Consider the following 25,152-nt stretch of genomic DNA (forward strand, 5'->3'; position numbering starts at 1 on the left):
TGAGCCTTGCGATTCCCGCTACCGCTCCAACCGCCCTTCCGCCATCGCCGGTCACGCATCCCCGTCGCTCGGCGGCTCAACCTGATGCGCGCGCTGCAACCGTGCTGCCAGGATCGAACTGCCCGCCGCCCAGGCGCTTCCCGCGATCCATCCGGCCAGCACGTCGGTCGGATAATGCACGCCCAGATACAGCCGCGAAAATCCGATCGACAGGCTGAGGCACAAAGCGACCAGCAACACGTAAATGCGCGGCGCCATGTCGCGCGCCGTCCGCGCGATCAGCGCCGCGATCGTCATATAGATCATCGTGCTGTCCATCGCATGGCCGCTGGGGAAACTCGCCGAGCTCACTTCGACCAGATGCGCGACGACATCGGGCCGCGCGCGGGAAAAGATCGTCTTCAGCCCCAGTTCCACCACCGTCCCGGCACCCAGCACCGCGACCAGCAACAATGCCATCGCCCGCCGCCGCGCCGCGATCAGATACCCCACCGCAACCAGCGATATCAGGATCAGGATCGTCGGATTGCCCAGCACGGTGATGTCGAGCATCGCGGTGCGCAGCGCATTGCGAATCGGCCCGTCGCCTTCGGTCGCATGGCGCAGCCAGATCAGAAATTCCGAATCGAACGCCTGGGTGTCGCCCTCGATCACTTCGGACGCGATCTTGAAGAACAACAGCACCAGCATCGCAATCGCCAGCAGCGCCAGCGGCACCACCCGCTCGCGCACGATCATCGATGCCCTGGTCAGCCAATGGCGGAAATGCGTTTCGATCATCTACGGATAATCTCCGGGCGCGCATCGGGTTGCATCGTGGCCGCGCCATTGCCCTGTTCGCACAAAAGTCTAGAAGGCCCCGGCAGTGCAGGCCCGGTCCCGACCGGCCAATTTGCGAACCCCGCCATGATCGCCAGTCCCGCTCCCTTGTCGCGCCCCGATGCGCCCGCCGCGCCGGACGATCTGGCGCTCTATATCCACTGGCCGTTCTGCGTTTCCAAATGCCCCTATTGCGATTTCAACAGCCATGTCCGCGAAGGCGTGGATCAGGCGCGCTGGCGCACCGCGCTGCTCGCCGATCTGGCGCATGAGGCCGCGCTGCTGCCCGGACGGCGGCTCGGCTCGATCTTCTTCGGCGGCGGCACGCCCTCGCTGATGCCGCCCGAAACGGTGGCGGCGCTGATCGACGCCGCAGCCGATCACTGGGCGTTCGCCGACGGCATCGAAATCACGCTCGAAGCCAATCCTTCCTCGGTCGAAGCCGCCCGGTTCGCCGATATCGCGGCGGCGGGCGTCAATCGCGTCTCGCTGGGGCTTCAGGCACTCGACAATGACGCGCTCGGCTTTCTGGGCCGCGCGCATGACGTGGCCGAAGGGCTCGCCGCGCTCGAAACCGCGCAATCCGCCTTCGCGCGGGTCAGCTTCGATCTGATCTATGCCCGCCCCGGCCAGTCGCCCGAGGCATGGCAGGCCGAACTCGCCCACGCGCTCGCCTTCGGCACCGAACATCTCTCGCTCTATCAGCTGACGATCGAACCCGGCACGCGCTTCGCCACGCTCGCGGCACGCGGCGACCTTGCGATTCCCGATGCCGACGCAGCCGCCGATCTGTTCGAAGCGACGCAGGCGATGACCGCCGCCGCCGGCCTTCCCGCCTATGAAATCTCCAACCATGCCCGGCCGGGTGCGGAAAGCCGGCACAATCTGACCTATTGGCGCTATGGCGATTATGCCGGCATCGGCCCGGGCGCGCATGGCCGGCGCGGCGGCTGTGCGACATTCCGCCGGAAAAAGCCCGAAAACTGGCTCGCCGCGCTCGATCGCAACGGGCACGGCATCGAACTCGAAGAACCGCTGCTGCCCGATGACCGCGCAGTCGAGGCATTGCTGATGGGGCTGCGGCTGCGCGAAGGCATCGATCTTGCCCGGATCGCGACGCTCGCCGGGGGCAAACCGCCGATCGACGGCGCTGCGCTCGAACGGCTTGTGGCGCAGGGATTGCTCCGCCGCACCGGCACGCAAATCGCCGCCACCGCGCAAGGCATGCCGGTGCTCGAAGCGATCCTGCGGACGTTGGTATCGGCCTGACCGCCCCGCCGGTTGCGGGACCGCAAAATCCGCTGTCCTACAGAAAGCGTTCCCGATAGGTTCCGTTACACTGCCCGGCTTCGCGCAGGCGCATATGCGGGCGCGCGCACGCGCCGCATGTCGCGAACCGGTGCGAACTTTGAACGGATTTTCGTGGGTTTTGAGATTTCAGCAACCGCGCCGGAGCGGCAAGAAACCGCTCCGGCAGCGATCGAATCAGAAACCGCGCGGCGCGGACGAGACCGTCACGGTCGATCCGCCGCGAATCTCCTGCACTTCCAGCGCGCGTTCGGCGACGCCGTCGCGGCCGAAACGGAATGCGCCGTCAAGGCCCGCAAACCCGTCGCTCGCCAGCAGGCGGCTTTCGGGAAAGGGATCGCCCACGCGCCATTCGCGGGCGATTCGCACGGTCAGCAACACCGCGTCATATCCCAAGGTCGACAGGCGATAGGGCGACGCCCCGAACCGCGAACGATATTTCGTGGCATATTGCCGGTAATAAGTGTTCGAAACGCTGGCGAACAGCGCGCCTTCCAGCGCCGTCTTCGCTCCGATGTTCGAATCCGAATTCCACAATTCGGTGCCCAGCACGCGGGCACTCGCACCGCCATCGGTACGGCGCAACATCGGCACTGCCGCGCCCGCCGTATCGCCGCTGCCCGCGATCAGCACCGCCTGGAACGGATTGCTGCCCAGCCGCGACACCGCGCTCGCCAGCGATCCCGAACGACCGTCATAGGTTTCCATCGCGACCACCTGGCCCCCGGCATCTTCCACGGCGCGCAGGAACGCCGTGGAGGAACGTTCGCCATACAGGCCGCCGGGAATCAGCCCGGCAAATTCGGTAATGCCGCTCGACCGCGCATAATCGACCACGCGCTCGATCGACTGGGACGGGATATAGCCCAGAATATAGGTGCCGTTGCCCGCGACGCTGACATCGTTCGAAAAGCTGAGCAAAGGCACGCGCGCGCGCCGCGCGATCGGCGCCACTTCGCGGACATCATCGGCCAGCAGCGGGCCGAGGATCAGGCCATTGCCTTCCTCGATCGCACGCGCTGCGGCGGCCGCTGCGCCGGTGGCGGTATCATAGGTGGTGATGCGGATATTGTCGGCATTGGTGTCGAGCAGCGCCAGCTGAGTCGCATTGGCAAGCGAGCGCCCGACCCCGGCATTGGTGCCCGACATCGGGACCAGCAATGCGACGCGGTGGCGCGCTTCATCCTGCGGCAGGCCGGGATTGATCGGCTGTTCGGTCGGTTGCTGCTCGACCGGCTGCTGCACCGGCGGGCGCTCGGGCTGAGGAATGATTCGCGGACCAGAAGTACAGGCCGCGACCATGGTCATCAGGCCGATGGCCGCCCAGCGGAGAATTCCCCGCCGCGCTTGTTGCGAATTATGCACTGCCTCTGCCATGTCTCTCCCCAATGTCACACACCCTGTCGCCCGGCCTCTATATCGTCGCCACGCCAATCGGCAATCTCGGCGATCTTTCGCCGCGTGCATCCGAAATACTCAAGAACGCCGATATTGTCGCGGTTGAGGATAGTCGTGTTACCGCACGGTTGCTGCAACATATCGGTACGAAACGGCCGATGACGCCGTATCACGATCATAATGCGGAATCGGTTCGCCCCGGGCTGATTGCCCGTATGGCAAGCGAGGCAGTGGCGCTGGTTTCGGATGCGGGCACGCCGCTGATCTCCGATCCGGGGTATAAACTGGTGCGCGATGCGCGCGCGGCGGGCCATGCGGTGGTGACGATTCCCGGCCCCTGCGCTGCCGTCGCGGCGCTGACGCTGGCGGGACTTCCCACCGATCGGTTCTTCTTTTTGGGCTTCCTGCCGCCCAAGCAACAGGCGCGCGCCGAGGCCATTGCCGAAATCGCCGCGATTCGCGCGACGCTGATTCTCTACGAATCGGGACCCCGCCTCTCCGCCTGCCTGTCGGCGCTGGCCGAAGGGCTGGGCGACCGCGAAGCGGCGGTCGCGCGTGAGATCAGCAAGAAATTCGAAGAATGCGTGACCGGCAGCCTGTCGCAACTGGCCGAACGCTATGCCGATGCCCCGCCCCGGGGCGAGATCGTGGTCATCGTCGGCCCGCCCGGCGAAGCGCCACCGGCAACCGAAGCGGACGCAGACACCGCGCTTGCCGAAGCGCTCACGCGCCTGCCGGTATCGAAAGCCGCCGGCGAAGTGGCAAAGAAGCTGGGGCTCGACCGCAAGGCGCTCTACGCCCGCGCCATGGAGCTGAAAGGCCAGTGATCACGCCCCCGCCCCGTCGCCCCTGCGCAGGCAGGGGGCCATGTCTGCACGGTTTGCCGGAACAGCGGATACGGGCAACCCGGCTCCTGTGTCGGACGATCCGGACCGACACGACACAGATCGCCCCCTGCCCGCGCCGGCGCGACGCGTGAAACCCCGCCCCGCCAGACCCCGCCCCGCCGCATCGCGCCAGGCCGCCGAACTGCGCGGCCGCGACGGCGAACGGCGCGCGGCATGGTATCTCTGGCTCAAGGGCTGGCGCATTCTCGACCGCCGCGTCCGCACCCCATCGGGCGAAGTCGATCTGGTCGCACGCAAGGGCAGGCTGATCGCTTTTGTCGAGGTAAAGACCCGCCAAAGCGCCGCCGAACTCGACCATGCGATCGACGAACGCCGCCTCGCCCGCGTCGCAGCCGCCGCCGAAATCCTGATGCCGCTTTATGCCGGGCCGCAGGACGATATTCGCATCGACGTCATCCTCGTCGCCCCACGCACCCTGCCGCGCCACATCGAAAATGCGTGGATTGGGTGAATTTGGTTCACGCACTCCCCACTTCCGTTAGGGCTGAGCTTGTCGAAGCCCGGTTCTGCCTTAAATCGGCGGTCGCGAAAGAAAGTACCGCGCTTCGACAAGCTCAGCGCGAACGGAGGTTTTAAGGCTCGTGTCATTTCCCCTCACCGTCGCCGTTCAGATGGACCCGCTCGAATCGATCAACATCGCCGGCGATTCGAGCTTTGCGCTGATGCTTTCGGCGCAGCAGCGCGGGCATCGCGTGTTTCACTATGCGCCCGAAGCGCTCAACTATCGCGACGGCCGGGTGTGGACCCGCGCGCATCCGGTGACGGTGCGGCGCGAACCGGGAAATCATTTCGATTTCGGCGATCCGGTGAAGCTCGACCTCGGGGACGAAGCCGATGTCGTACTGATGCGACAGGACCCGCCGTTCGACCTGGGCTATATCACCGCCACCCACCTGCTTGAGCGGATCGCCGACAAGACGCTGGTCGTCAACGACGCCGCTTCGGTCCGCAATGCGCCCGAAAAAGTGTTCGTGCTCGATTATGCGCGCTTCATGCCGCCGACGCTGATCACCCGCAGCCTCGAGGAAGCGAAGCTGTTCCTCGCCGAACATGGCTCGATCGTGGTCAAGCCGCTCCACGGCAATGGCGGCAAGGCGATCTTCAAGATCGACAGCGACGGCGCCAATCTTTCCTCGCTGATCGAAGTGTTCAACACCGCCTATCGCGAACCGCATATGGTGCAGGCGTTCCTGCCCGGCGTCGCCAAGGGCGACAAGCGCATCGTGCTGGTCGATGGCGAGATTGCCGGCGCGATCAACCGCATTCCCGGCGAAGGCGAAATCCGGTCGAACCTTGCCGTCGGCGGCTCGGCGGTGAAGACCGACCTGACCGCCCGCGAAATCGAGATTTGCGAAGCGCTCGGGCCGGAACTGCGCAAGCGCGGGCTGATCTTCGTCGGGATCGACGTGATCGGCGGCGAATGGCTGACCGAAATCAACGTCACGTCGCCGACCGGCATCGTCGCGATCGACAGGTTCAACGGCACCGACACCGCCGGCATGATCTGGGACGCAATCGAACGCCGGGTTGCGGAGCGCCAGGGCTAAGGCCTCCTGCGCTCCGTTCGTCCCGAGCGCAGTCGAGGGACGTGCGACAAGCGAAGCGCTAGCGTGTCTCGACTTCGCGCGACACGAACGGCCGCTGGATTCGATCAAGCCCGCGGATGGGCGTTGCGATAGACATCGAGCAGATGCGCCGCATCGACCTGCGTATAAATCTGGGTCGAGCTGAGGCTGGCATGTCCCAGCAATTCCTGCAGCGCACGCAAATCCGCGCCGCGGCCCAGCAGATGCGTCGCGAAACTGTGCCGCAGCGCATGCGGCGTCGTGCGTTCGGAAAGGCCCAGATGCACTCGCGCCTTGCGCACCGCCTTGCGGATCGCGCCGGGCGGCAACGGCCCGCCCTTGGCGCCGCGAAACAGCGGCGCATCCTTCGATACGCCCCATGGGGTTTGCGCGGCATAGGCCTCGACCGCCTCACGCACCTGCGGCAGCAGCGGCACGATCCGCGTCTTGCCGCGCTTGCCGGTGACGCGCAGCGTCTCGCCAAGCGGCAGTACCGCGCCGGTCAGCCCCACTGCCTCGCCGATCCGCAACCCGGCGCCATAGAGCAGCAGCAACACCGCCCAATCGCGCGCCGCGATCCACGGTTCTGCGGCATCCTCGCTCACTTCCTCGGCCAGCGCGACGGCTTCCTGCGGCGACACCGGGCGCGGCACGCCCTTTTTGACGCGCGGCCCGCGAAGCCGGGGAAGATCGACCTCGCTGCCGCCGGCAAACTTCAGGAAACCGCGCACCGCCGACAATTCGCGCGCTGCCGACACATTGGTCAGCCCATCGCCGCGCCGCGCCGCAAGATAGGCGCGCAGATCCGACGCCGTGATCCTGGCCAGCGTTTCCCGCGTCACCGCCCCGCCCCAATGGATGCGCAAAAACGCAACCAACCGTTCGGCCGTCGCCTGATACGCCCGCACCGTATGCGCCGAACGCCGCCGGTCGCGAGCAAGATGCTGCGCATAGGCAAGCGGCAGGGGCGGTGCATCGGCCATTGCCCGCACTTCTAGGGCAAAGCGGGCTTCGACGGAATCCTCTGCCGGAACCGGCGGGCTGTCGGCGGGATTATGTGCAGCATGACCGAGTTCGCGATCGGATTGATGCGCTGGGGTGGCTATTGGGGCATCGCCCTGTTGATGTGCCTCGAAAATGTCGTTCCGCCCATCCCGTCCGAAGTGATCATGGGGCTGGGCGGGCTCGCCGTGGCGCGCGGCGATATGGCGATGACGCCGCTGGTGATCGCAGGCACATTCGGCACCGTGCTGGGCAATCTCTTCTGGTATGAGGCGGGCCGCCGAATGGGCTATTTGCGGCTGCGCCCTCTGGTGGATCGCTGGGGGCGCTGGCTGACGTTGCACTGGTCCGATATCGAGCGGCTCAACGTCCATTTCAGCAAGCGTGGCGCGCTCACCGTCTTCATTTTCCGCTTCCTGCCCACCTTTCGCACGATGATTTCGCTGCCGGCAGGCATGCTCGAAATGCCGCGCACCAAATTCCTGATCTACACCACGCTGGGCAGCGCGATCTGGAACGCGTTCCTTGCCGGAGCCGGTTATTTTCTCGGCCGGAATTTCAGCGAGATCGACCGCTATCTCAATCCGATCGGCATCGCCTTCATCATCCTGCTGGTCGGCGGCTATGTCTGGCGCGTGATCCGCTGGCAGCCGGAAGCTCGGGACGACTAAGGCCGCCCGGCCCGACCGTGTCGCCGAGGCAACAGAATTGTCCCAGATCGCCGATGTCGATGCGACAAGAGTCATTTTCCGTACTTTCCCTGCGACGGGACGGCTCTATGACGGGTCCGTGCTGGAACGGCGCGCGGACGATAATTTCCTGATCGAACGGGACGAACCGATGATCGCCGAACGCATCTGCGACGGCGCAATCGGACCGGACGGCGGGAAATGCGTTGCCCGGGCAAAATGATGCGGCATGTAGCGAAAGCTGCATGCGTAAGAGTGGGAAAATAGCTCCATGAGCCTGTTTGAGGCGATTCTGCTCGGCCTGTTGCAAGGCCTTACCGAGTTTCTGCCCATCTCCTCGAGCGCGCATCTGCGCATCGCAGGGGAATTGACGGCGGCGGGCGATCCCGGCGCGGCCTTCACTGCGGTCATCCAGATCGGGACCGAGGCCGCGGTGCTGATCTATTTCCGCAAGGATATCTGGCGCATCGCCTCGGCCTGGTTGGCGAGCTTCGCGCCCAGGGCGCGCCCGGAGAAATCCGATGTGCGGATGGGGTGGCTGATCATCCTGGGCACCTTGCCGATCGCCGTGCTGGGCCTGTTGTTCAAGGATCTGATCGAAGCGGATCTGCGCAATCTCTACATCACCGCGACCGTGCTGATCGTCTTCGGCCTGCTGCTTGGCGTGGCCGACCGGGTCGGCCGCAAACAGCGCACGCTCGACAAGCTCAGCTGGGGCCACGGCCTCGCGCTCGGCTTTGCGCAGGCAATGGCGTTGATCCCCGGCGTATCGCGCTCGGGCGGCACGATCACGGCGGGGCTGCTGCTCGGCTATACCCGCGAAGCCGCTGCCCGCTATTCGTTCCTGCTGGCAGTGCCGGCGGTTCTCGCTTCGGGCTTTTACGAACTCTATCGCTACTGGCACGAATTCAGCGCCGATATGGCGATGCCGACGATCGTCGCGGCGGTAACGGCGTTCGTATCCGGCTATGTGGTGATCATCGGCTTTCTGAAGCTGGTTTCGACGCGCAGCTATCTGGTGTTCGTGATCTACCGTGTGCTGCTGGGCGGCGCGATCTTCGCGCTGCTGGCAACCGGCACGCTCTCGCCCCTCTGAACGCAAAAGGCCCCGCCGCCGACGAATCGGTGGCGGGGCCTTTTTCGCGTCGGGCCGTCGGCGGTTCAGCCGATCGACTGGCCGGTCTTTTCCCAGTCGGCAAGAAACGCCTTGATGCCGTTGTCGGTCAGCGGATGCTTGACCAGCTGGCGAATCACGGCGGGCGGCGCAGTCATTACATCGGCACCGATCTTCGCCGCTTCCAGGATATGGATCGGGTGGCGCACGCTGGCGACCAGGATTTCGGTGTCGAAATCATAATTGTCATAGATCAGGCGAATGTCGCTGATCAGTTCCATTCCGTCGAAACCGATATCGTCGTGCCGGCCGACGAACGGCGAAATGAAGGTCGCCCCCGCCTTGGCTGCGAGCAGCGCCTGATTCGCCGAGAAGCAAAGCGTGACATTCACCATCGTGCCGTCATCGGTCAGCGCCTTGCACGCCTTGAGCCCGTCGATCGTGAGCGGCACCTTGACCGCGACATTGTCGGCGATCCTCCGCACCACTTCGGCTTCGCGCATCATCCCTTCGAAATCGAGCGCAACGACTTCGGCCGAAACCGGGCCGTCGGTGATTTCACAGATTTCCTTGACGACTTCGAGGAAATCGCGCCCCGCCTTGTGAATCAGCGAGGGGTTGGTGGTCACGCCGTCGACCAGGCCCGAAGCGGCCAGATCGCGGATTTCAGCGGTATCGGCAGTGTCGACAAAGAATTTCATGGCAGGCAATCCCGAATGCGAGTTTGCGCGGACCGTTAGCCGCTTGCGGCCTTCGCGTCACCCCGGCACGGCGTATGTGACACTAATGTTACAAGGTGCTAGGCGCGGCCGAATCCTTCGGTCGGACAGGCACAGCAAATGCGAAGCGGAAAATTGCGGGCGATCGCGGCGTCCGGCGTCCTGGCAATTGCGATGTTCGCGACACCCGCATGGGCTCAGGATAGCGACGCGCAGCTCTGGTCGACGACATCGGTCAGCGTGCCGCTGGGCAAACCGGTGTCGCTCGACGGCGAGCTCGTTCTGCGATTCGGCGATGCCGCGGACGGGCTCTACGAATCCGAAGCGGGCGGGTTCGTCACCTTCGCGGTTTCCGATTCGGTGAAGATCGGGTTCGGCTATACGCGCGTCACCAACTATGCCGGCGGCCATGTCACGCGGAGCGAAGATCGCCCGCGCCAGCAAATCGAAGCAAATCTGGGCACGCTGCTCGGCGGCACGCTCAGCGCGCGGCTGCGAATCGAGGAACGTTTGCGAAGCAATGGCAGCGATACCGGCTTTCGCCTGCGCCCTCGCCTCAAATGGAAACTGCCGGTCGGGCGGACGGGCAGCACCGCATTGGTGCTGAGCCATGAAAGCTTTGTCGAACTGAACGACACCGACTGGGGCCAGGACGCGGGATATCGCCGCATGCGCAACTTCGTCGGGTTCGATTTCGCCGTTGCCGGACCGGTGCGGGCGGAGCTCGGCTATCTCAACCAATATGGCTTCCGCCCTGCGCGGCGCGACACCATGGACCATGTCCTGTCGATTTCGGTCGCCGCCAAATTCTGATGCATCGGGGCGCGGGCGCCTCCGGCACCATCGTGCCATAGACGATGGGCATGTGCCCGGATGTCACCGGGCGGCGCGCATCGGCAACGTCAATCTGACGGGTTCGAGGCGATACGCCATTCCAACCGGCGCGCGAATGACGATATGGGAAGCCATGCCCGGAAACCGCGCCCGCGTTATCGTCATGAACAATGCGCTCGGCCCGCTCGATTATCGCGTGCCGCACGGCATGCAGGTCGAGCCGGGTTCGATCGTCATTGCCCCGCTGGGGCCGCGCCAGCTGGTCGGCGTGGTCTGGGAGCCCGAGCGCCTGCCGACCGAAGAGGTCGGCGACAATCGGCTGCGCAACCTGATCGGTCTGGTCGATGCGCCGCCGATTCCGGCGCCGCTGCGTCGGCTGGTCGAATGGACCGCCGATTATTATCTCAGCCCGCTGCCATCGGTGCTGCGCATGTGCCTGTCGTCAAGCGCGGCGCTCGAAGGATCGCCGACGATCGTCGAATATCGCGCGACCGGTCTTGTCCCCAAGCGGATGACCGAGCAGCGCGAACAGGCGCTCGAACGGATCGGCGACCGTCAGGGGCTGGTGCGCGAGCTCGCCGCGATCGCGGACGTATCCGATGCCGTGATCCGGGGCCTGGTAAAGGTCGGCGCCATCGAATCGGTGCTGGTCGAAGCCGACACCCCCTATCCCCTGCCCGATCCCAATTTCGCGCCGCCCGATCTTTCGCCCGATCAGGCATCGGTCGCCAGCATCCTGCGCCAGGCGGTGGGGGCCGAAACGTTCCAGCCATTCCTCCTCGACGGCGTGACGGGGTCGGGCAAGACCGAAGTCTATTTCGAAGCAATCGCGGCAGCACTGGCCGCGGGCAAACAGACGCTGGTGCTGCTTCCCGAAATCGCCCTGACCGAGCCGTTTCTGACGCGGTTCACGCGCCGCTTCGGCTGCGAACCGGTCGCCTGGCATTCGGACCTGCGCCAGTCGCAGCGGCGCCGGGCATGGCGCGCCATTGCCAGCGGCGAGGCAAAGGTAGCGGTGGGCGCGCGATCGGCGCTGTTCCTGCCCTATGCCGATCTTGGCCTGATCGTCGTCGATGAAGCGCATGAAACCAGCTTCAAACAGGAAGAAGGCGTCCACTATCACGCCCGCGACGTCGCAGTGATGCGCGGCCTGTTCGAACAGGCGCCGGTGGTGCTGGCAACCGCCACCCCCGCGATCGAAACGCGTCATCAGGTCCAGCTTGGCCGCTATGAGGAACTGAAGCTTCCCGGCAGATACGGCCCTGCCGACCTGCCGCATGTCGAAGCGATCGACATGATTCAGGAGCCGCCCGAACGCGGCCGCTGGCTGGCGCCGCGGCTGGTGAAGGGGATGCAGGCAACGCTGGAGCGCGACGAACAGGTACTGCTGTTCCTCAACCGGCGCGGCTATGCCCCGCTGACGCTGTGCCGCGTCTGCGGCCATCGGCTGCAATGCCCCAATTGCACGGCATGGATGGTCGAGCATCGCCTGCTCGGGCGGCTTGCCTGCCATCATTGCGGGCACAGCTATCCCACGCCGCGCGAATGCCCCGAATGCGAATCGGAGGATTCGCTCGCCGCCTGCGGGCCCGGCGTCGAACGCGTCGCCGACGAAGTGCGTGAGCTGTTTCCCGACAAGAAAGTCGCGATCGTCACGTCGGACACGCTCTGGTCACCGCAAAAGGCCGCCGAGTTCGTCCAGCGGATGGAGCATGGCGATATCGACATCGTCGTCGGCACCCAGCTCGTCACCAAAGGCTATCATTTTCCCAATCTGACGCTGGTCGGCGTGGTCGATGCCGATCTGGGTCTGGGCGGCGGCGATCTGCGCGCGGCGGAACGGACGTTTCAGCAAATCTGTCAGGTATCGGGTCGCGCCGGGCGCGGCGAAAAGCCCGGCACGGTGCTGATTCAGACGCATTGCCCCGATGCCGATGTGATGAAGGCGCTGGTCACCGGCGACAGCGAAGCCTTTTACGAAGCCGAAACCGAACAGCGCCGCGACGCCCATGCGCCGCCTTTCGGCCGCTATGCCGCGATCATCGTGTCGTCGGAGGACAAGGCCGCGGCAGAGGATGTTGCCAGACGTATCGGCAAATCGCGCCCGGAGCTTGAGGAAATGCACGTCTTCGGCCCCGCCCCCGCCCCGCTCGCCATGCTGCGCGGCCGCCATCGCTTCCGCCTGCTCGTCCATGCGCGGCGCGCCTTTGACGTGCAGGACGTGATCCGCGAATGGCTCGGCGCACTCGAATGGCCGGCAAAGGTCCGCGTCGCGGTCGATGTCGATCCCTATAGCTTTCTCTGAGTCTGCAGGGTGCCCGGGGTTGAACGCAGCGGTGAATTGACCGAATAGTCCCTGCGATATCAGGTTCGCCGGGGGGATTGATGTGACAAAGCGGCTTCTGCTCCTGCTGGTGCTGCTGCTCGGATGGACCGGCGCCGCCCGCGCCGACGATATTTCGGCAGCGGCCCGGGGTGTCGTCCGGGTGGTCACCATCGCCGTGGTCGATGACGAAGTCGTCGGCTTCGGTCATGGCAGCGGCTTTGCCGTCGCCCCCAACCGCATCGTCACCAATGCCCATGTCGTCGACCTGGCCGCGCGCTATCCCGACAATGTCATCATCGGCGTCGTCCCGTCAGAGGGCAATAAAAGCTATCAGGGCCGCTTGATCGCGATCGACACCAGTCGTGACCTGGCGCTGATCGAATTCAGCGGCGTCAATCTGGCACCGCTCACCCTCTACAACGGCCCGGTTCAGGAAGGCGACGCGATGGTCGCGCTCGGCTATCCGGGCAATGTCGACATGGCGACCGCGCGCTCGGCGATGGACTATATCACTCCGCAGGCTCCGGTTCGGTCGCAGGGCAATTTCGCCGGTCGCCGGTCTCTGCAGGGTACGAGTGTGCTGCTCCACACCGCCAGCATCGCACGCGGCAATTCGGGTGGCCCGCTGCTCGATCGCTGTGGACGCGTGATCGGCGTCAATTCCGCACAAACGCTGGCGGATCAGGGCGATTCGACCTTTGCCTTCGCGATTTCGGGCGCTGAACTTGGCGCCTTTCTCGCCGAAGCCAAGCAAAGCTATGCCGCAGTCGGCACCGCCTGCACCAGCATTGAGGAAAGCATGGCCGCCGACCGCAACGCGACCGCGCGCGAACAGGCCGAAGCGGCGGCGCGCGAGCGCGAAGCCGCGGCACGCGCCGAAGCCGAGCGACAGGATGCCATTGCCAAGGCACGCGAACGCAACGAAGCCGCGCGTGAGAATTTCATGGCCGGCGCCGCCGTGCTGCTCGTCCTCGGCGCACTGGCGATTGGCGGCGCGGGGATGCTGGTTTCGCGCGGACGCCAGCGCGAGGCGATCTGGGTCGCGGCAGGCGGCGGCGTGCTGATGCTTGGGGCGGCAGCGCTGTTTTTCAGCCGGCCGACCTTTGACGAAGACAGCATCCTGCCGGTTCCGTCGGCAAGCGATTCGGTCTCGGCGATTCCCGCGACGGGCAAGATGGTGTGTCACTTCGTTCCCGAACGCAGCCGCGTAACCATCTCCGCGACCAACGATGTGCCGCTCGAAATCGATCGCGACGGATGCGTCAACGGGCGCACGCAATATGCCGAAAGCGGCGATGACTGGGAACGCATCCTGGTTCCGTCCGAGGAGCAAACGGTTTCGGTGCTCGATTATGATCCGGACACGCGAACCTATACCAACACCCGTTATCTGCTGTCACAGGCGCAGATGGAGCGTGCCCGCCAGCTGCGGGCCGAGGTTCAGTTGAAGACATGTTCGACCGATCAGGCCGCACGTGCCAATCTGGCCACGCGCCAGCAGACGATTCGCGGTGCGCTGCCGCAGGAATATAACGAAAAGCTCGTCTATCGCTGCGAACCGGCACGCGACGCGCCATCAGGCGGCGAGGAATAGGAGAACACCATGCTGCGACATCTTCTCACGCTTGCCGCAGCATGTGCCGCAAGCACCGCCTGCTTCGCGCAGGAAGTCCCCGCCACGTCGCCGCACGTCGCGGCCCCCGCCGTCCCCGTGATGCTTTCCGCCGATCTGGGCGAGCATCGTTCGGGGCGGCTGCTGGTATTTGCGCAACGGGTCGAGCCCGGCGCCGAACCGCAGGATTCGGTCGATACGTCGCCGTTCAACCCCAGCGGCACGGCAATCGCCGCGCGCGAGGTTTCGGATCTGACGCCCGGCGCACCGGCTTTTGTCGGTGCGAGCACGGACGCGTTTCCGACAAGTTTCGCCGATCTCGAACCCGGCACCTATCGGTTCCAGGCCGTACTCGATCGCAACCACGATTATAATTACGGCGGTCGCGGCGCAGGCGATTTTGTCTCGCCGGTGGTCGAAACGACCCTGCCCGGAGCGATGCCTCTCCTCACGCTTTCGACCGAGCTTCCCGAAGCCGATCTGCAGGCCCGGCTTTCGCGCATGCCGGAAGCGATGCGGACGCAATTCGAAGCCAATCTGCAGCAGGTAAAGCCAGTCGATTTCGCAAGCCCCTCGCTCACCGCTTTCTGGGGGCGCCCGATCCATATCCGCGGCTGGGTCGCCTTGCCGCCCGGCTATGATCCGGCGAGCAGCGAAACCTATCCCACCGTCTATTCGACCGGCGGCTTCGGCAGCAATCTCGACAGCGCCCGGTTTTCGGCGGCGCGCATGACCGGGATGATGGCCGATGGCGAAACCCCGCCGATGATCTGGGTCTATCTCGACGAAAGCAGCCCCACGGGCACGCATGAATTCGCCGATTCGGTGAATAACGGCCCCTGGGGTCATGCCCTGACGAGCGAGCTGATCCCCGCGCTCGAAAGCCAATATCGGATGGATGCGCGCTCGAACGGGCGATTCCTGACCGGGCATAGCTCGGGCGGCTGGGCGACCTTGTGGCTGCAGGTGCGCTATCCCGAAATTTTCGGTGGCACCTGGCCTACCTCGCCCGATCCGTCGGACTTTCACGATTTCACCAATATCGATCTCTATGCCGATGGCGCCAATGCCTATGTCGGGCCCGATGGCGAACCCTATCCGCTGGTCCGCAACAACGGCAAAGTGATCGCCACGCTGCAGCAGTTCGGCGAGATCGAAGCGGTGCTGGGCAGCTATGGCGGCCAGTTCGCATCGTTCGAATGGGTGTTCTCTCCCAAGGGCCCGGACGGCCGTCCGATGCCGCTGTTCGATCGTGCCACGGGCGAAATCGATCCGATGGTCGCGCGCCATTGGATCGAGAATTACGACATCGCCTATCGCGTGCGCCGCGACTGGCCGGAAATCGGCGCGGCGCTGAAGGGCAAGATCCACCTGATCGTCGGCACTGCCGATACCTTCTATCTCGACGGTCCCGCGCATCGGCTTCAGGCAGTGCTCGACGAACTCGGCGCCGACGCCGATTTCCGTTTCGTGCCGGGCAAGACGCATTTCGACCTGTTCGCGCGGGACGGCGATTCGCAGGCGCTGATGAAGGATATCGCGAAGGAAATGTACGCCGTGGCGCGGCCCGACGCGGACTGACCGCGGCTAGTCGTCGACGCCTTCGCGACGGCGCAGAACGCGCTTGCGATCGACGCCATAGGCATAGCCGCCCATGCTCCCGTCGCCGCGCTGGACGCGGTGGCAGGGGATGACGATCGCAACATTATTGGCGCCGCATGCAGTGCCCGCCGCGCGGACCGCATTGGGCCGCCCCACAGCCGCCGCGATCTGCGCATAGCTGCGCGTTTCGCCCGGCGGGATCGCGCGCAACGCCTGCCATACCGCTTCCTGAAACGCAGTCCCCTGCACATCGACGGGCAGGTCGCGATGCCGCCCCGGCGTTTCGACTTCGGCCACCACGCGCGCGGCCAGTTCGGCCAGCGCCGCGCCGCCGGGCGCGATTTCGGCTTTTGGAAAGCGCTGCGTCAGTGCGAGACTATCCTCGTCGAACGACACGCGGCACAGCCCGCGATCGGTGGCGGCGATCAGCAATTTGCCCAGACTTGTGTCCGCCACGGTCCAGCGGATCGTGACGCCCGCGCCGCCGCGCTTCCACGCGCTGGGTGTCATGCCCAGCCGGTCACCCGCGCTCTCGTAAAAGCGGCTCGGCGCCGAATATCCGGCTTCGTAAATCGCTTCGGTCACGCTTGCCTCCTTGTCCAGTGCCGCCCCCATGCGCCGTGCGCGGATCGCGCGGGCATAGGCCGCCGGCGTCACACCGGTGGCGCGTTTGAACAGGCGGTGGAAATGATGCGGCGCATAGCCGACCGCATCCGCCAGCGCTTCGAGCGACGGAATGGTCTCGGCGGCTTCGATTGTGGCCACGGCCTTCTCTACGGCCACCTGATCGCGCGCCGCATCGTCGGGCTTGCACCGCAGACATGCGCGATATCCCGCCGCCTGTGCCGTTGCGATATCGGGGAAGAGTTCGACATTCTCGCGCTTCGGGCGGCGTGCGGGGCAACTTGGCTTGCAATAGATGCCGGTCGTCCGCACCGCCACGATCACGCGGCCGTCCCATCGGCGATCGCGCGCCACGAACGCGGCCCAGGCCCGATCGGTGTCGAATATGGTGTCGTTCATGCGCCGGATATAGCGCCGCCGCCGCCGCGCCACATCCCGCCGATTGCGTTCAAAGGCGTTCCGCGCACAAATAAAAGGGAGCAGCGGCGCCTTCGTTCGCCACTGCTCCGCACATGAGGTCAATCGAGCGGCCCACTTGCCCGATCACATGGGCGGGATGTTTCCCGCCCTTATGATTGTCACGCCATTGGCGTCACTGCAGGATTGCCGCACCCGACACATGGGCGGAATAGCGAGGCGTCGCGCCCTGCGTGATTTCCGCATAGAGTGTCCGATACCGGATGCTGGCCGGTGCTTCGGGCAGTTTCCCGATCATCCGCAGCTTGCCGCTGGCGCGGCGATCGAGCCATGCATTGCCCGACGACCGGACGACGCGGATATCCGTCGCCTTGCCGTCTTCGCCGATCCGAAACGACAATTTGGTCGTTCCATGGATCTGCGGTCCCAACCTGTCGGCATCGAATGATACCGCGCTTTCCAGTCGCGAGCTGACCTGATCGGCCCAGCTCATATTCTGGTCTCCCGTGTTGCCCCCGAGCACGAAGAGACCTGCTGCGGCGACCGCGATCTTGAGAGTTGCCAACATTTCAGTTCTCCTTGCTTGGCCGGTGCGGAACGACGACCCGCCGTCCCTTGCCGGTGCAGTGCTGATAGCATTGCTGTGTTACAACACCAATACACTTTGGAGAATTTATTTCAGTTGCGTTTCGAAATGCGGTTTAACGCTTACTCGTCGTCGGCAAGCCGGCTGCGTTTGAGCGCGGCACGGACGCTCGCCAGCCATTTCTCCGCGCCCTGGGGATCGGGCGGACCATCGCTGGGCAGTTGCGGCATATTCTGCATGTCGGGGCGACGGGTCATGGCATCTTCGATATTCGCCAGTACGTCCTTCTGTCCGACAAAGGCGCGCCCGATCTCGTCATCGGTCAGCGGCTCGAGGAACATGCAGCCATGTTTGCGCCCGTCGCGCCATACGACACAGGCAAGCCGCGCCCCGGAACCCGAAAGGCCAAGCGACACCAGCGTATCCACCGGCAACGACACATCGGAGACCATGCGGAAGCCGGTCCGCGAAAAATCCTCGACGATCACTTCCACGGGCCGTCCGTCATGCGCGCGCAGCGTCGTCGCCGCATCGACGTCGAAACGCACCGCACCGCGGCGATCGACATTACCCAGAATTTCCAGTCTGCCGACCAGCATCGATTTCGGATCCCCCAAAGCGTTACCGCCGGACGCGACCGGCAGGGGGGAGTCTGGGAAGGGTGGGGTTTCCGAATTACGGACAATCATGGTTGCCGGCGGCGGTAACCACCAATATCGGCATATCTTCCTGCCGGATTGACTTTTTGCACTGCAGCGACCACATGCGTCGGCATCGAGGCACCATGCAGCGTGATCGGGCGACTTTCGCCACGGCTCTGCCTCGGCTCCAGGTTCACCGGCTTCCCTCAGTCACGCGGGTCGTCTTTTTTGACCCCCGCCGCGTGCGTCCCATTGGCGTGCGCCGCTGATATATTGGGATTCCATGACCAGTTTTGCTTCACTCGGCCTTGCCGAGACCACTCTCGCTGCGCTTGCGGCCAAAGGCTATACCGAAGCCACGCCGATCCAGGCGCAGGCGATTCCCGCACTGCTCGACGGACAGGATCTGCTCGGCATCGCGCAGACCGGCACCGGCAAGACCGCGGCCTTCATGCTGCCGTCGATCGAACGGCTCGTCGCATCGGGCCGCCGTCCGCAACCGCGCGGTTGCCGCATGCTCGTGCTTGCTCCGACCCGCGAACTCGCCGCCCAGATCGCCGAAAGCGCGCGTGGTTATGCCAAGGGCACCAATCTGCGCGTCGCCACCGTGTTCGGCGGCACTTCGCTGCATCGTAACCGTCAGGATCTGGCGCGCGGCGTCGACATCCTTGTCGCCACGCCGGGCCGCCTCGTCGATCTGATGGAAAGCTGCTTCGTCATCCTCGCCAGCCTCGAGATTTTCGTGCTCGACGAGGCGGACCAGATGATGGACCTCGGCTTCATCCACGCGCTGCGCAGGATCGTTCGCGAACTTCCCGCCAAACGCCAGTCGCTGTTCTTCTCGGCAACCATGCCCAAGACGATTCGGGAACTGGCGGGCCAGTTCCTTCAGCCGAATCCGACCGAAGTGAAAGTGACGCCCGTCGCCACCACGGCCGAGCGCGTCGATCAGTTCGTGACCTTCGTCCAGCAGAAGGAAAAGCAGGCGCTGCTCACGATGCTGCTTGCCGATCGCGACATCGACCGCGCGCTCGTCTTCACCCGCACCAAACATGGCGCCGACCGTGTCGTCCGCCTGCTCGCGGGCAACGGCGTGGCGTCGAACGCGATCCATGGCAACAAGAGCCAGCCGCAGCGCGAACGCGCGCTCGGCGATTTCCGCTCGGGCCGGGTCAAGATTCTGGTCGCGACCGACATCGCGGCACGCGGCATCGACGTGTCGGGCGTCAGCCACGTGTTCAATTTCGAACTGCCCAATGTTCCCGAACAATATGTCCACCGCATCGGTCGTACCGCGCGTGCGGGCAATGACGGCGTGGCGATCAGCTTCTGCGCACCCGACGAAAAGAACTATCTTCGCGATATCGAACGCCTGACCCGTCAGAAGATCACGCCCGATCGCCTGCCCGACGATTTCGTCGCGCGCGCCGAAGGGCTGCGGTCGAGCGCGGTTCCGGTCAAGGAAAGCCGCGATCAGGAAAATGGCCGTCGTGGCCGCGACATGCAGCGCGACGGCAAGCCGGGCGGCGGCCATCGTCGCACCCGCACCGGCCCGGGTCGCCCCCGCCGCACCGACGGGATCGACGGCAAGCGTTATGACGCGCGTCCCGCCGGCGAAGCAGGCGCCCGTCCCGAGCGCACCGGCGAACAGCGCCGTCGCCCCGAACGGGTCGAAGGCAATCGTCCGCATCCGGGCAACGGCGCTCGTCCCGAACGCGCCGGCGGTGAAGCGCGTCCGCAGCGCGCCGATTCGCATCGCGATCAACCGCGCGGCGACCGTCGCCCGCGCGAAGACAATGGTGCCCGCTCGCATCAGGGCGAACGCCGCCATGACGGCCAGCGCCCCCAGGGCGGCAATGGCCGGTTCGAAGGGCAACGCCGCACCGAAGGCGGTCGTCCGCAGGGTCAGCGCAATGACGCTGGCCGGTCGCACGGTCAGCGCAACGGCGCCGGCGCCGGACGCGGCGGTCCGCGTCGTGGCGCAGGCGGCGGCGACCGCCCGCAACGCGGCGCCTGATCTGAAAAGCGTGCCGCCCGTGCGTACTACCGGTCGCACGGGCGGCGGCGTTTCCTCAGTTCACGGCGGCGCGCTGTTCTTCGATACGCCGTCCTTCGATAAGCTGCTGGACGCGCGCAATCCCCGCCTCAGCCATATTGCCGCTGCCCATTAGACGGGAAGCGCGCGCGTAATAATCAAGCGCGCGCTGATAATCGCCGCCGGCTTCGGCACAGAGCCCCAGATTGAACAACACCGAAGGATGATCGGAGCTCGCCGCTTCGATGGCTTCCCATTCGGAACAGGCCGCACCCAGGTCGCTCTGGCTAAGGCGGATTGCATTGCGGAATCGACTGGAAACATCGCGCGACATTCCGCTGCGGCTTTCGCGAAAGCGTACGCTGTAACTGCGCACCTCGGAAACCAGGTCGCTGCGGACATCCTCCCCCACCCGGTCGATCAAGACACTGATCACCGATTCGCTCGATAGCTCGCTGCCGCTGTCGCCGACACATCGGCGAATATTCTCGCGATAGGGTTTCTGCGCGGCATAAACGACGCGGCCATTGTCGCTACGCGCGATCCGCAGGTCGACCGACAGCGAAATCATGCGCTCGGTACAGGCAACTTCGCGCTCTTCCTCGCGCACGCATTTGTTGTCGCGGTCGCGCTCGACGCATTGCTTGCGCTTTTCCTTATATTCTCGCCGCGAAATATCGGTGCTCGCCGATCCGGTCACATTCCCCTCGGCCAGGTGCCCCGGCCCGATCATATCGAAATAGGGGCTGCCCGTCGCATCGGGGCGCAACAATGCCCGCTCGATCGAATATCCTACACGACCTCCCTCGCGACCGCCGAAGCGCGCCATATGCAGCGATCGCAACAAGGTCGCTTCCCGTTCCGGTGCCGGGAATCGGGCAGTAATGGTCACATCCTCGGCAGAAGCCGTTCCGGTCGAAGCAAGAATCGCCATGGCAGAGGCCGAAACGATACCCTGGTGCATCCGGATCAGCCTCAGCCAGCCCCTTGATGGCATGCGTCTATCGCCCATCGAAATCCCTCCAACGGTTTCGCGTGCTGCTTTGCTAGCGTATCTCGCTACGCGCGCAAATCACCGCACGCAGATTCGATTCACCCGCACACTTGCATCCCCCTCCCCCCGATGCTAGCAGCCCGCCAACCCATCGGGGGCGCCTTTGCCGCCCCCTTTTCGCATGGGGCCAACTCCTGCTCCAAAGGGAAACGAATCGCGTGGAGATATCCAGCGGTAATATCGACAGCAGCATCCGAGCGAGCCTTTCGGGCCGCTACGCCACTGCGCTGTTCGAGCTCGCTGCCGAGAGCAAATCGATCGAAGCGGTCGAAGCCAGCCTGAACGGGCTGCGTTCCGCCATCGACGAATCCGAGGAATTTCGCAGGCTGATCGACAGCCCGCTGGTGTCGCGTGGCGAAGCCATCGCAGCAGTGGCGGCGATCGCCAAGGCGATGAAGCTTGATCCGATCACGGGCAAGTTTCTGGGCGTGATCGCCGAGAATCGCCGGCTCGCCGCGCTTCCGGCGGTGATTCGCGACTATCGCCGGCTTGCCGCCGCGCATCGTGGCGAAACCAATGCCGAAGTGGTTTCCGCGCACCCGCTTACCGACGACCAGGTCGCGGCGCTGAAGGATCAGCTGCGCGCGCGCGTCGGTCGCGACGTCACGCTCGACCTTTCGGTCGATCCCGCTTTGCTCGGCGGCCTGATCGTCAAGATCGGCAGCCAGATGATCGACAGCTCGATCCGTACCCGTCTCAATTCCCTCGCGCACGCGATGAAAGGCTAAGGCTCAGACAATGGATATCCGCGCCGCAGAAATTTCGAAGGTCATCAAGGACCAGATCGCCAGCTTCGGCAACGAAGCGCAGGTCAGCGAAACCGGTGAAGTGCTGTCGGTCGGCGACGGCATTGCCCGCGTTTACGGCCTCGACAATGTCCAGGCGGGCGAAATGGTCGAATTCGCCAACGGCGTGCAGGGCATGGCGCTCAACCTCGAAGCCGACAATGTCGGCATCGTGATTTTCGGCTCGGACGCCGAGATCAAGGAAGGCGACACCGTCAAGCGTACCGGCACGATCGTGGACGTTCCGGTCGGCAAGGGCCTGCTCGGCCGCGTCGTCGACGGCCTCGGCAACCCGATCGATGGCAAGGGCCCGATCGAATATACCGAGCGCGCCCGCGTCGAGCAGAAGGCGCCCGGCATCATCCCGCGCAAGTCGGTGCACGAACCGGTGCAGACCGGCCTGAAGGCGATCGACGCGCTCGTTCCCGTCGGCCGTGGCCAGCGCGAACTGATCATCGGCGACCGCCAGACCGGCAAGACCGCCGTCGCGATCGACACCTTCATCAACCAGAAGGGCGTCAATGCCGGCGACGATGAGAGCAAGAAGCTCTACTGCATCTATGTCGCGGTCGGTCAGAAGCGTTCGACCGTCGCACAGATCGTGCGTCAGCTCGAAGAAAACGGCGCGATGGAATATTCGATCGTGGTAGCCGCGACTGCGTCGGAACCCGCTCCGCTTCAGTATCTCGCGCCCTATACCGGCGTGACGATGGGCGAATTTTTCCGCGACAACGGCATGCATGCCGTGATCGTGTATGACGACCTTTCCAAGCAGGCCGTCGCTTATCGCCAGATGTCGCTGCTGCTGCGCCGCCCGCCGGGCCGCGAAGCCTATCCGGGCGACGTCTTCTATCTCCACAGCCGCCTTCTGGAGCGCGCTGCGAAGATGAACGAAGCCAATGGCTCGGGCTCGCTGACCGCACTGCCGATCATCGAAACCCAGGCGGGCGACGTGTCGGCCTATATCCCGACCAACGTGATTTCGATCACCGACGGCCAGATCTTCCTCGAAACCGACCTGTTCTTCGCGGGCATCCGCCCCGCCATCAACGTCGGTCTGTCGGTCAGCCGCGTCGGCGGTTCGGCACAGACCAAGGCGATGAAGAAGGTGTCGGGCTCGATCAAGCTCGAGCTCGCCCAGTATCGCGAAATGGCTGCCTTCGCGCAGTTCGGTTCGGATCTGGACGCCTCGACGCAGAAGCTGCTCAACCGCGGTGCGCGCCTGACCGAGCTGCTCAAGCAGCCGCAGTTCAGCCCGATGCCGTTCGAAGAGCAGGTCGTTTCGATCTTCGCCGGCACCAACGGCTATATCGACAGCGTCCCGGTCGAAGCGGTTACGCGCTACGAATCCCTGATGCTCGCCGAGATGCGTTCGAAGCATGCCGACATCCTCACCGACATTCGCGACACCAAGGCGCTGAATGACGGCACTGTCGCAAAGCTGAAGGACGCGCTCGCCGAATTCGGCAAGACGTTCGCCTGAAACAAACAGAACCGTTTGCCCTGAGCTTGTCGAGGGGCAGTCCTTCTTCTTCGGAAGAAAGAAGTACAGGGCTTCGACAGGCTCAGCCCAAACGGAGGTAGTTAGAGAACATGGCCTCTCTCAAGGCACTCAAGATCCGCATCGGCTCGGTGAAGTCGACGCAGAAGATCACCAAGGCGATGAAGATGGTCGCCGCCGCTAAGCTGCGCCGTGCGCAGGAAGCGGCGGAGGCCGGTCGTCCCTATGCCGAGCGGCTTGAAAAGGTCGTCGCCAGCCTCGCCTCCAAGGTGACGGTAAGCGAATCCTCGCCGAAGCTGCTTGCCGGCACGGGCAAGGATCAGGTCCATCTGTTCGTCGTCGCCACGTCGGACAAGGGTCTGGCCGGTGCGTTCAACACGAACATCGCCCGCCTCGCCCGTCGCCGCGCGCAGGAACTGATCGCGCAGGGCAAGACCGTCAAATTCTACACCATCGGTCGCAAGGGCCGTGCGGTGCTGCGTCGTCTCTATCCCAACGATCAACTGCACGCGATCGAGCCGGGCGATCTTGGCAAGCTCGGCTTCGACGATGCCCAGGGCTATGCGCAGGATATCATCGACCGCTTCGAAGACGGTCAGTTCGATGTCGCCCATCTCTTCTATTCGAACTTCAAGTCGGTCCTGACGCAGGAGCCGACCGAACAGCAGCTGATCCCGGTTGCCATTCCCGAAGTGTCGGCGGATGCGCAAACCGGCGGCGCGGCCGTCGAATATGAGCCCGACGAAGAGGAAATCCTCGCCGATCTGCTGCCGCGCAACGTCGCGATCCAGCTGTTCCGCGCAATGCGTGAAAACGCCGCGTCGGAACAGGGCAGCAAGATGACTGCGATGGACAACGCCACGCGCAACGCCGGCGACCTCATCAAGCGTCTGGAAATCCAGTATAACCGCACCCGTCAGGCGGCGATCACGACCGAACTGGTCGAAATCATCTCGGGGGCCGAGGCACTGTGATCTCGCGCGCGATCACCCCTGCGCTGATCGCACTTGCACTTGCCGCCTGTACGGGCGGCGAGGCCGGGACCAATGCGTCCGACACCACGCTCAACGAACAACAGCGCGCGGCGATGGAGCATCGCGCGCCCGATGGCGAAAAGGTGATGGCCGATCGCTGGATGGCGATGTTCAAATCGCCCGACGCCGTTCTCGCCGCCGCTGCCGACATGGGATATCAGTCGCATCCCTATACCGAAGGTCGCGAATCCTTCGGAACCGGCTACAGCCCCGAACAGACGCTGCCCGAAGGCGACAGCCCGGTGAAGATCACGACGGCATTCCGTGTCGTCGGTGTCGGCGCCGAACAGATTACGGACATTGCCTTCACCTTCGATATCAAGGGCGATTTCAACGCTCCGAAGGCGAAGGACGCATTGGTGATCCCGCGCCGGATCGTCGGCGGCTTTCTGGGCCGGTTCGAAGTGGGCCCGGGGGACGAGATCGCCAACGCGCTGCGCAATCTTACCTCGGCAGAGACGAGCCAATATGGCGTGCTGCTGAATGTCGATGCGGTTCCGGGCGCGACCGACAGCGAAAAGCGCCTGATCGTCACCATTTCCCGAGCTACGGCTCCCACTGATTGAGAATTCAACCGTA

At 64.6% G+C, this 25,152-nt stretch carries 24 protein-coding genes; 16 read left to right on the forward strand and 8 right to left on the reverse strand.

Going from position 1 to position 25,152, the window contains the following annotated elements; all coding sequences use genetic code 11:
- Nucleotides 1–51: 51 nt before the first annotated feature.
- Nucleotides 52–780 carry a phosphatase PAP2 family protein gene (locus DKB74_RS16190; RefSeq protein WP_109809238.1) on the reverse strand — a complete coding sequence of 243 codons (729 nt, stop codon included), beginning with the start codon at nucleotides 778–780 and terminating at the stop codon, nucleotides 52–54.
- A 126-nt stretch (nucleotides 781–906) separates the two neighbouring features.
- On the opposite strand from DKB74_RS16190, the gene hemW reads away from it, so the two are divergent.
- Complete coding sequence (hemW, locus tag DKB74_RS16195; protein ID WP_109809239.1) at nucleotides 907–2,088, forward strand: radical SAM family heme chaperone HemW; 1,182 nt, start codon at nucleotides 907–909, stop codon at nucleotides 2,086–2,088.
- 216 nt (nucleotides 2,089–2,304) lie between these two features.
- Here the strand turns inward: hemW and DKB74_RS16200 are convergent, their stop codons facing one another.
- A complete protein-coding gene (locus DKB74_RS16200) occupies nucleotides 2,305–3,504 on the reverse strand; it encodes a penicillin-binding protein activator (protein WP_109809240.1) in 1,200 nt (399 codons plus the stop codon).
- 11 nt (nucleotides 3,505–3,515) lie between these two features.
- Here DKB74_RS16200 and rsmI point away from each other — a divergent pair, with 11 nt between their 5' ends.
- The 3 genes from rsmI (at nucleotide 3,516) to gshB (ending at nucleotide 5,980) form a co-directional block, all read left to right on the forward strand.
- A complete protein-coding gene (gene rsmI, locus DKB74_RS16205) occupies nucleotides 3,516–4,352 on the forward strand; it encodes a 16S rRNA (cytidine(1402)-2'-O)-methyltransferase (RefSeq protein WP_109809241.1) in 837 nt (278 codons plus the stop codon).
- A gap of 148 nt (nucleotides 4,353–4,500) precedes the next feature.
- Entirely contained in the window at nucleotides 4,501–4,884 is a 384-nt protein-coding gene (locus tag DKB74_RS16210; RefSeq protein WP_239987566.1) for a YraN family protein, read from the forward strand.
- 130 nt (nucleotides 4,885–5,014) lie between these two features.
- Nucleotides 5,015–5,980, forward strand: coding sequence for a glutathione synthase (gshB, locus tag DKB74_RS16215; protein ID WP_109809243.1), 966 nt, complete (start codon nucleotides 5,015–5,017; stop codon nucleotides 5,978–5,980).
- 104 nt (nucleotides 5,981–6,084) lie between these two features.
- Here gshB and DKB74_RS16220 read toward each other — a convergent pair whose 3' ends face one another.
- Nucleotides 6,085–6,981 carry a tyrosine recombinase XerC gene (locus DKB74_RS16220; RefSeq protein WP_109809244.1) on the reverse strand — a complete coding sequence of 299 codons (897 nt, stop codon included), beginning with the start codon at nucleotides 6,979–6,981 and terminating at the stop codon, nucleotides 6,085–6,087.
- A gap of 81 nt (nucleotides 6,982–7,062) precedes the next feature.
- On the opposite strand from DKB74_RS16220, the gene DKB74_RS16225 reads away from it, so the two are divergent.
- The 3 genes from DKB74_RS16225 to DKB74_RS16230 are packed head-to-tail and all read left to right on the forward strand — an operon-like array spanning nucleotide 7,063 to nucleotide 8,785.
- The gene (locus tag DKB74_RS16225) at nucleotides 7,063–7,671 is read left to right on the forward strand and encodes a DedA family protein (protein ID WP_109809366.1); all 609 of its coding nucleotides are present in this window, start codon (nucleotides 7,063–7,065) and stop codon (nucleotides 7,669–7,671) included.
- Nucleotides 7,672–7,708: 37 nt separating this feature from the next.
- On the forward strand, nucleotides 7,709–7,912 hold the full coding sequence (locus tag DKB74_RS18640; protein ID WP_145961029.1) for a hypothetical protein: 204 nt from the start codon (nucleotides 7,709–7,711) through the stop codon (nucleotides 7,910–7,912).
- Between the two features lie 48 nt (nucleotides 7,913–7,960).
- Nucleotides 7,961–8,785 (forward strand): undecaprenyl-diphosphate phosphatase, encoded by an 825-nt coding sequence (locus tag DKB74_RS16230; protein ID WP_109809245.1) that lies wholly within the window; start codon nucleotides 7,961–7,963, stop codon nucleotides 8,783–8,785.
- 65 nt (nucleotides 8,786–8,850) lie between these two features.
- On the opposite strand, the gene fsa is transcribed toward DKB74_RS16230, so the two are convergent.
- Nucleotides 8,851–9,504, reverse strand: coding sequence for a fructose-6-phosphate aldolase (gene fsa / locus DKB74_RS16235; RefSeq protein ID WP_109809246.1), 654 nt, complete (start codon nucleotides 9,502–9,504; stop codon nucleotides 8,851–8,853).
- Nucleotides 9,505–9,642: 138 nt separating this feature from the next.
- Here fsa and DKB74_RS16240 point away from each other — a divergent pair, with 138 nt between their 5' ends.
- The 4 genes from DKB74_RS16240 (at nucleotide 9,643) to DKB74_RS16255 (ending at nucleotide 15,875) form a co-directional block, all read left to right on the forward strand.
- Nucleotides 9,643–10,335, forward strand: coding sequence for a DUF2490 domain-containing protein (locus DKB74_RS16240; protein ID WP_109809247.1), 693 nt, complete (start codon nucleotides 9,643–9,645; stop codon nucleotides 10,333–10,335).
- A 136-nt stretch (nucleotides 10,336–10,471) separates the two neighbouring features.
- On the forward strand, nucleotides 10,472–12,661 hold the full coding sequence (locus DKB74_RS16245; RefSeq protein ID WP_239987567.1) for a primosomal protein N': 2,190 nt from the start codon (nucleotides 10,472–10,474) through the stop codon (nucleotides 12,659–12,661).
- A gap of 82 nt (nucleotides 12,662–12,743) precedes the next feature.
- The gene (locus DKB74_RS16250) at nucleotides 12,744–14,276 is read left to right on the forward strand and encodes a S1C family serine protease (RefSeq protein WP_109809248.1); all 1,533 of its coding nucleotides are present in this window, start codon (nucleotides 12,744–12,746) and stop codon (nucleotides 14,274–14,276) included.
- 9 nt (nucleotides 14,277–14,285) lie between these two features.
- A complete protein-coding gene (locus DKB74_RS16255) occupies nucleotides 14,286–15,875 on the forward strand; it encodes an alpha/beta hydrolase (RefSeq protein WP_109809249.1) in 1,590 nt (529 codons plus the stop codon).
- A gap of 6 nt (nucleotides 15,876–15,881) precedes the next feature.
- Here the strand turns inward: DKB74_RS16255 and ada are convergent, their stop codons facing one another.
- The 3 genes from ada to DKB74_RS16270 all read right to left on the reverse strand — a co-directional run bounded on the left by ada (nucleotide 15,882) and on the right by DKB74_RS16270 (nucleotide 18,122).
- Nucleotides 15,882–16,919, reverse strand: a complete 1,038-nt coding sequence (gene ada / locus DKB74_RS16260) for a bifunctional DNA-binding transcriptional regulator/O6-methylguanine-DNA methyltransferase Ada (protein WP_109809368.1) — start codon at nucleotides 16,917–16,919, stop codon at nucleotides 15,882–15,884.
- A 193-nt stretch (nucleotides 16,920–17,112) separates the two neighbouring features.
- Complete coding sequence (locus tag DKB74_RS16265; protein ID WP_109809250.1) at nucleotides 17,113–17,505, reverse strand: energy transducer TonB; 393 nt, start codon at nucleotides 17,503–17,505, stop codon at nucleotides 17,113–17,115.
- Between the two features lie 140 nt (nucleotides 17,506–17,645).
- Nucleotides 17,646–18,122, reverse strand: coding sequence for a PilZ domain-containing protein (locus DKB74_RS16270; protein ID WP_161956891.1), 477 nt, complete (start codon nucleotides 18,120–18,122; stop codon nucleotides 17,646–17,648).
- A gap of 325 nt (nucleotides 18,123–18,447) precedes the next feature.
- On the opposite strand from DKB74_RS16270, the gene DKB74_RS16275 reads away from it, so the two are divergent.
- Complete coding sequence (locus DKB74_RS16275) at nucleotides 18,448–20,181, forward strand: DEAD/DEAH box helicase (protein ID WP_109809252.1); 1,734 nt, start codon at nucleotides 18,448–18,450, stop codon at nucleotides 20,179–20,181.
- Between the two features lie 55 nt (nucleotides 20,182–20,236).
- On the opposite strand, the gene DKB74_RS16280 is transcribed toward DKB74_RS16275, so the two are convergent.
- Nucleotides 20,237–21,163, reverse strand: coding sequence for a tetratricopeptide repeat protein (locus tag DKB74_RS16280; RefSeq protein WP_145961030.1), 927 nt, complete (start codon nucleotides 21,161–21,163; stop codon nucleotides 20,237–20,239).
- 248 nt (nucleotides 21,164–21,411) lie between these two features.
- Between DKB74_RS16280 and DKB74_RS16285 the strand changes: the two genes are divergently transcribed.
- From DKB74_RS16285 to DKB74_RS16300, 4 genes are all read left to right on the forward strand, one after another.
- Nucleotides 21,412–21,981: a F0F1 ATP synthase subunit delta gene (locus tag DKB74_RS16285; RefSeq protein WP_420822421.1), complete on the forward strand. Its 570-nt coding sequence runs from the start codon at nucleotides 21,412–21,414 to the stop codon at nucleotides 21,979–21,981.
- 10 nt (nucleotides 21,982–21,991) lie between these two features.
- On the forward strand, nucleotides 21,992–23,521 hold the full coding sequence (gene atpA / locus DKB74_RS16290; protein ID WP_109809254.1) for a F0F1 ATP synthase subunit alpha: 1,530 nt from the start codon (nucleotides 21,992–21,994) through the stop codon (nucleotides 23,519–23,521).
- Nucleotides 23,522–23,631: 110 nt separating this feature from the next.
- Nucleotides 23,632–24,513, forward strand: coding sequence for a F0F1 ATP synthase subunit gamma (locus DKB74_RS16295; RefSeq protein ID WP_109809255.1), 882 nt, complete (start codon nucleotides 23,632–23,634; stop codon nucleotides 24,511–24,513).
- Nucleotides 24,510–25,139 (forward strand): hypothetical protein, encoded by a 630-nt coding sequence (locus DKB74_RS16300; RefSeq protein ID WP_109809256.1) that lies wholly within the window; start codon nucleotides 24,510–24,512, stop codon nucleotides 25,137–25,139. Before DKB74_RS16295 ends, DKB74_RS16300 begins: the two co-directional genes overlap by 4 nt.
- Nucleotides 25,140–25,152 lie beyond the last annotated feature (13 nt).

Origin of the sequence: Stakelama portus, from assembly GCF_003171655.1 — a bacterium.
GTDB classification, from domain to species: Bacteria; Pseudomonadota; Alphaproteobacteria; order Sphingomonadales; family Sphingomonadaceae; genus Sphingomonas; species Sphingomonas portus.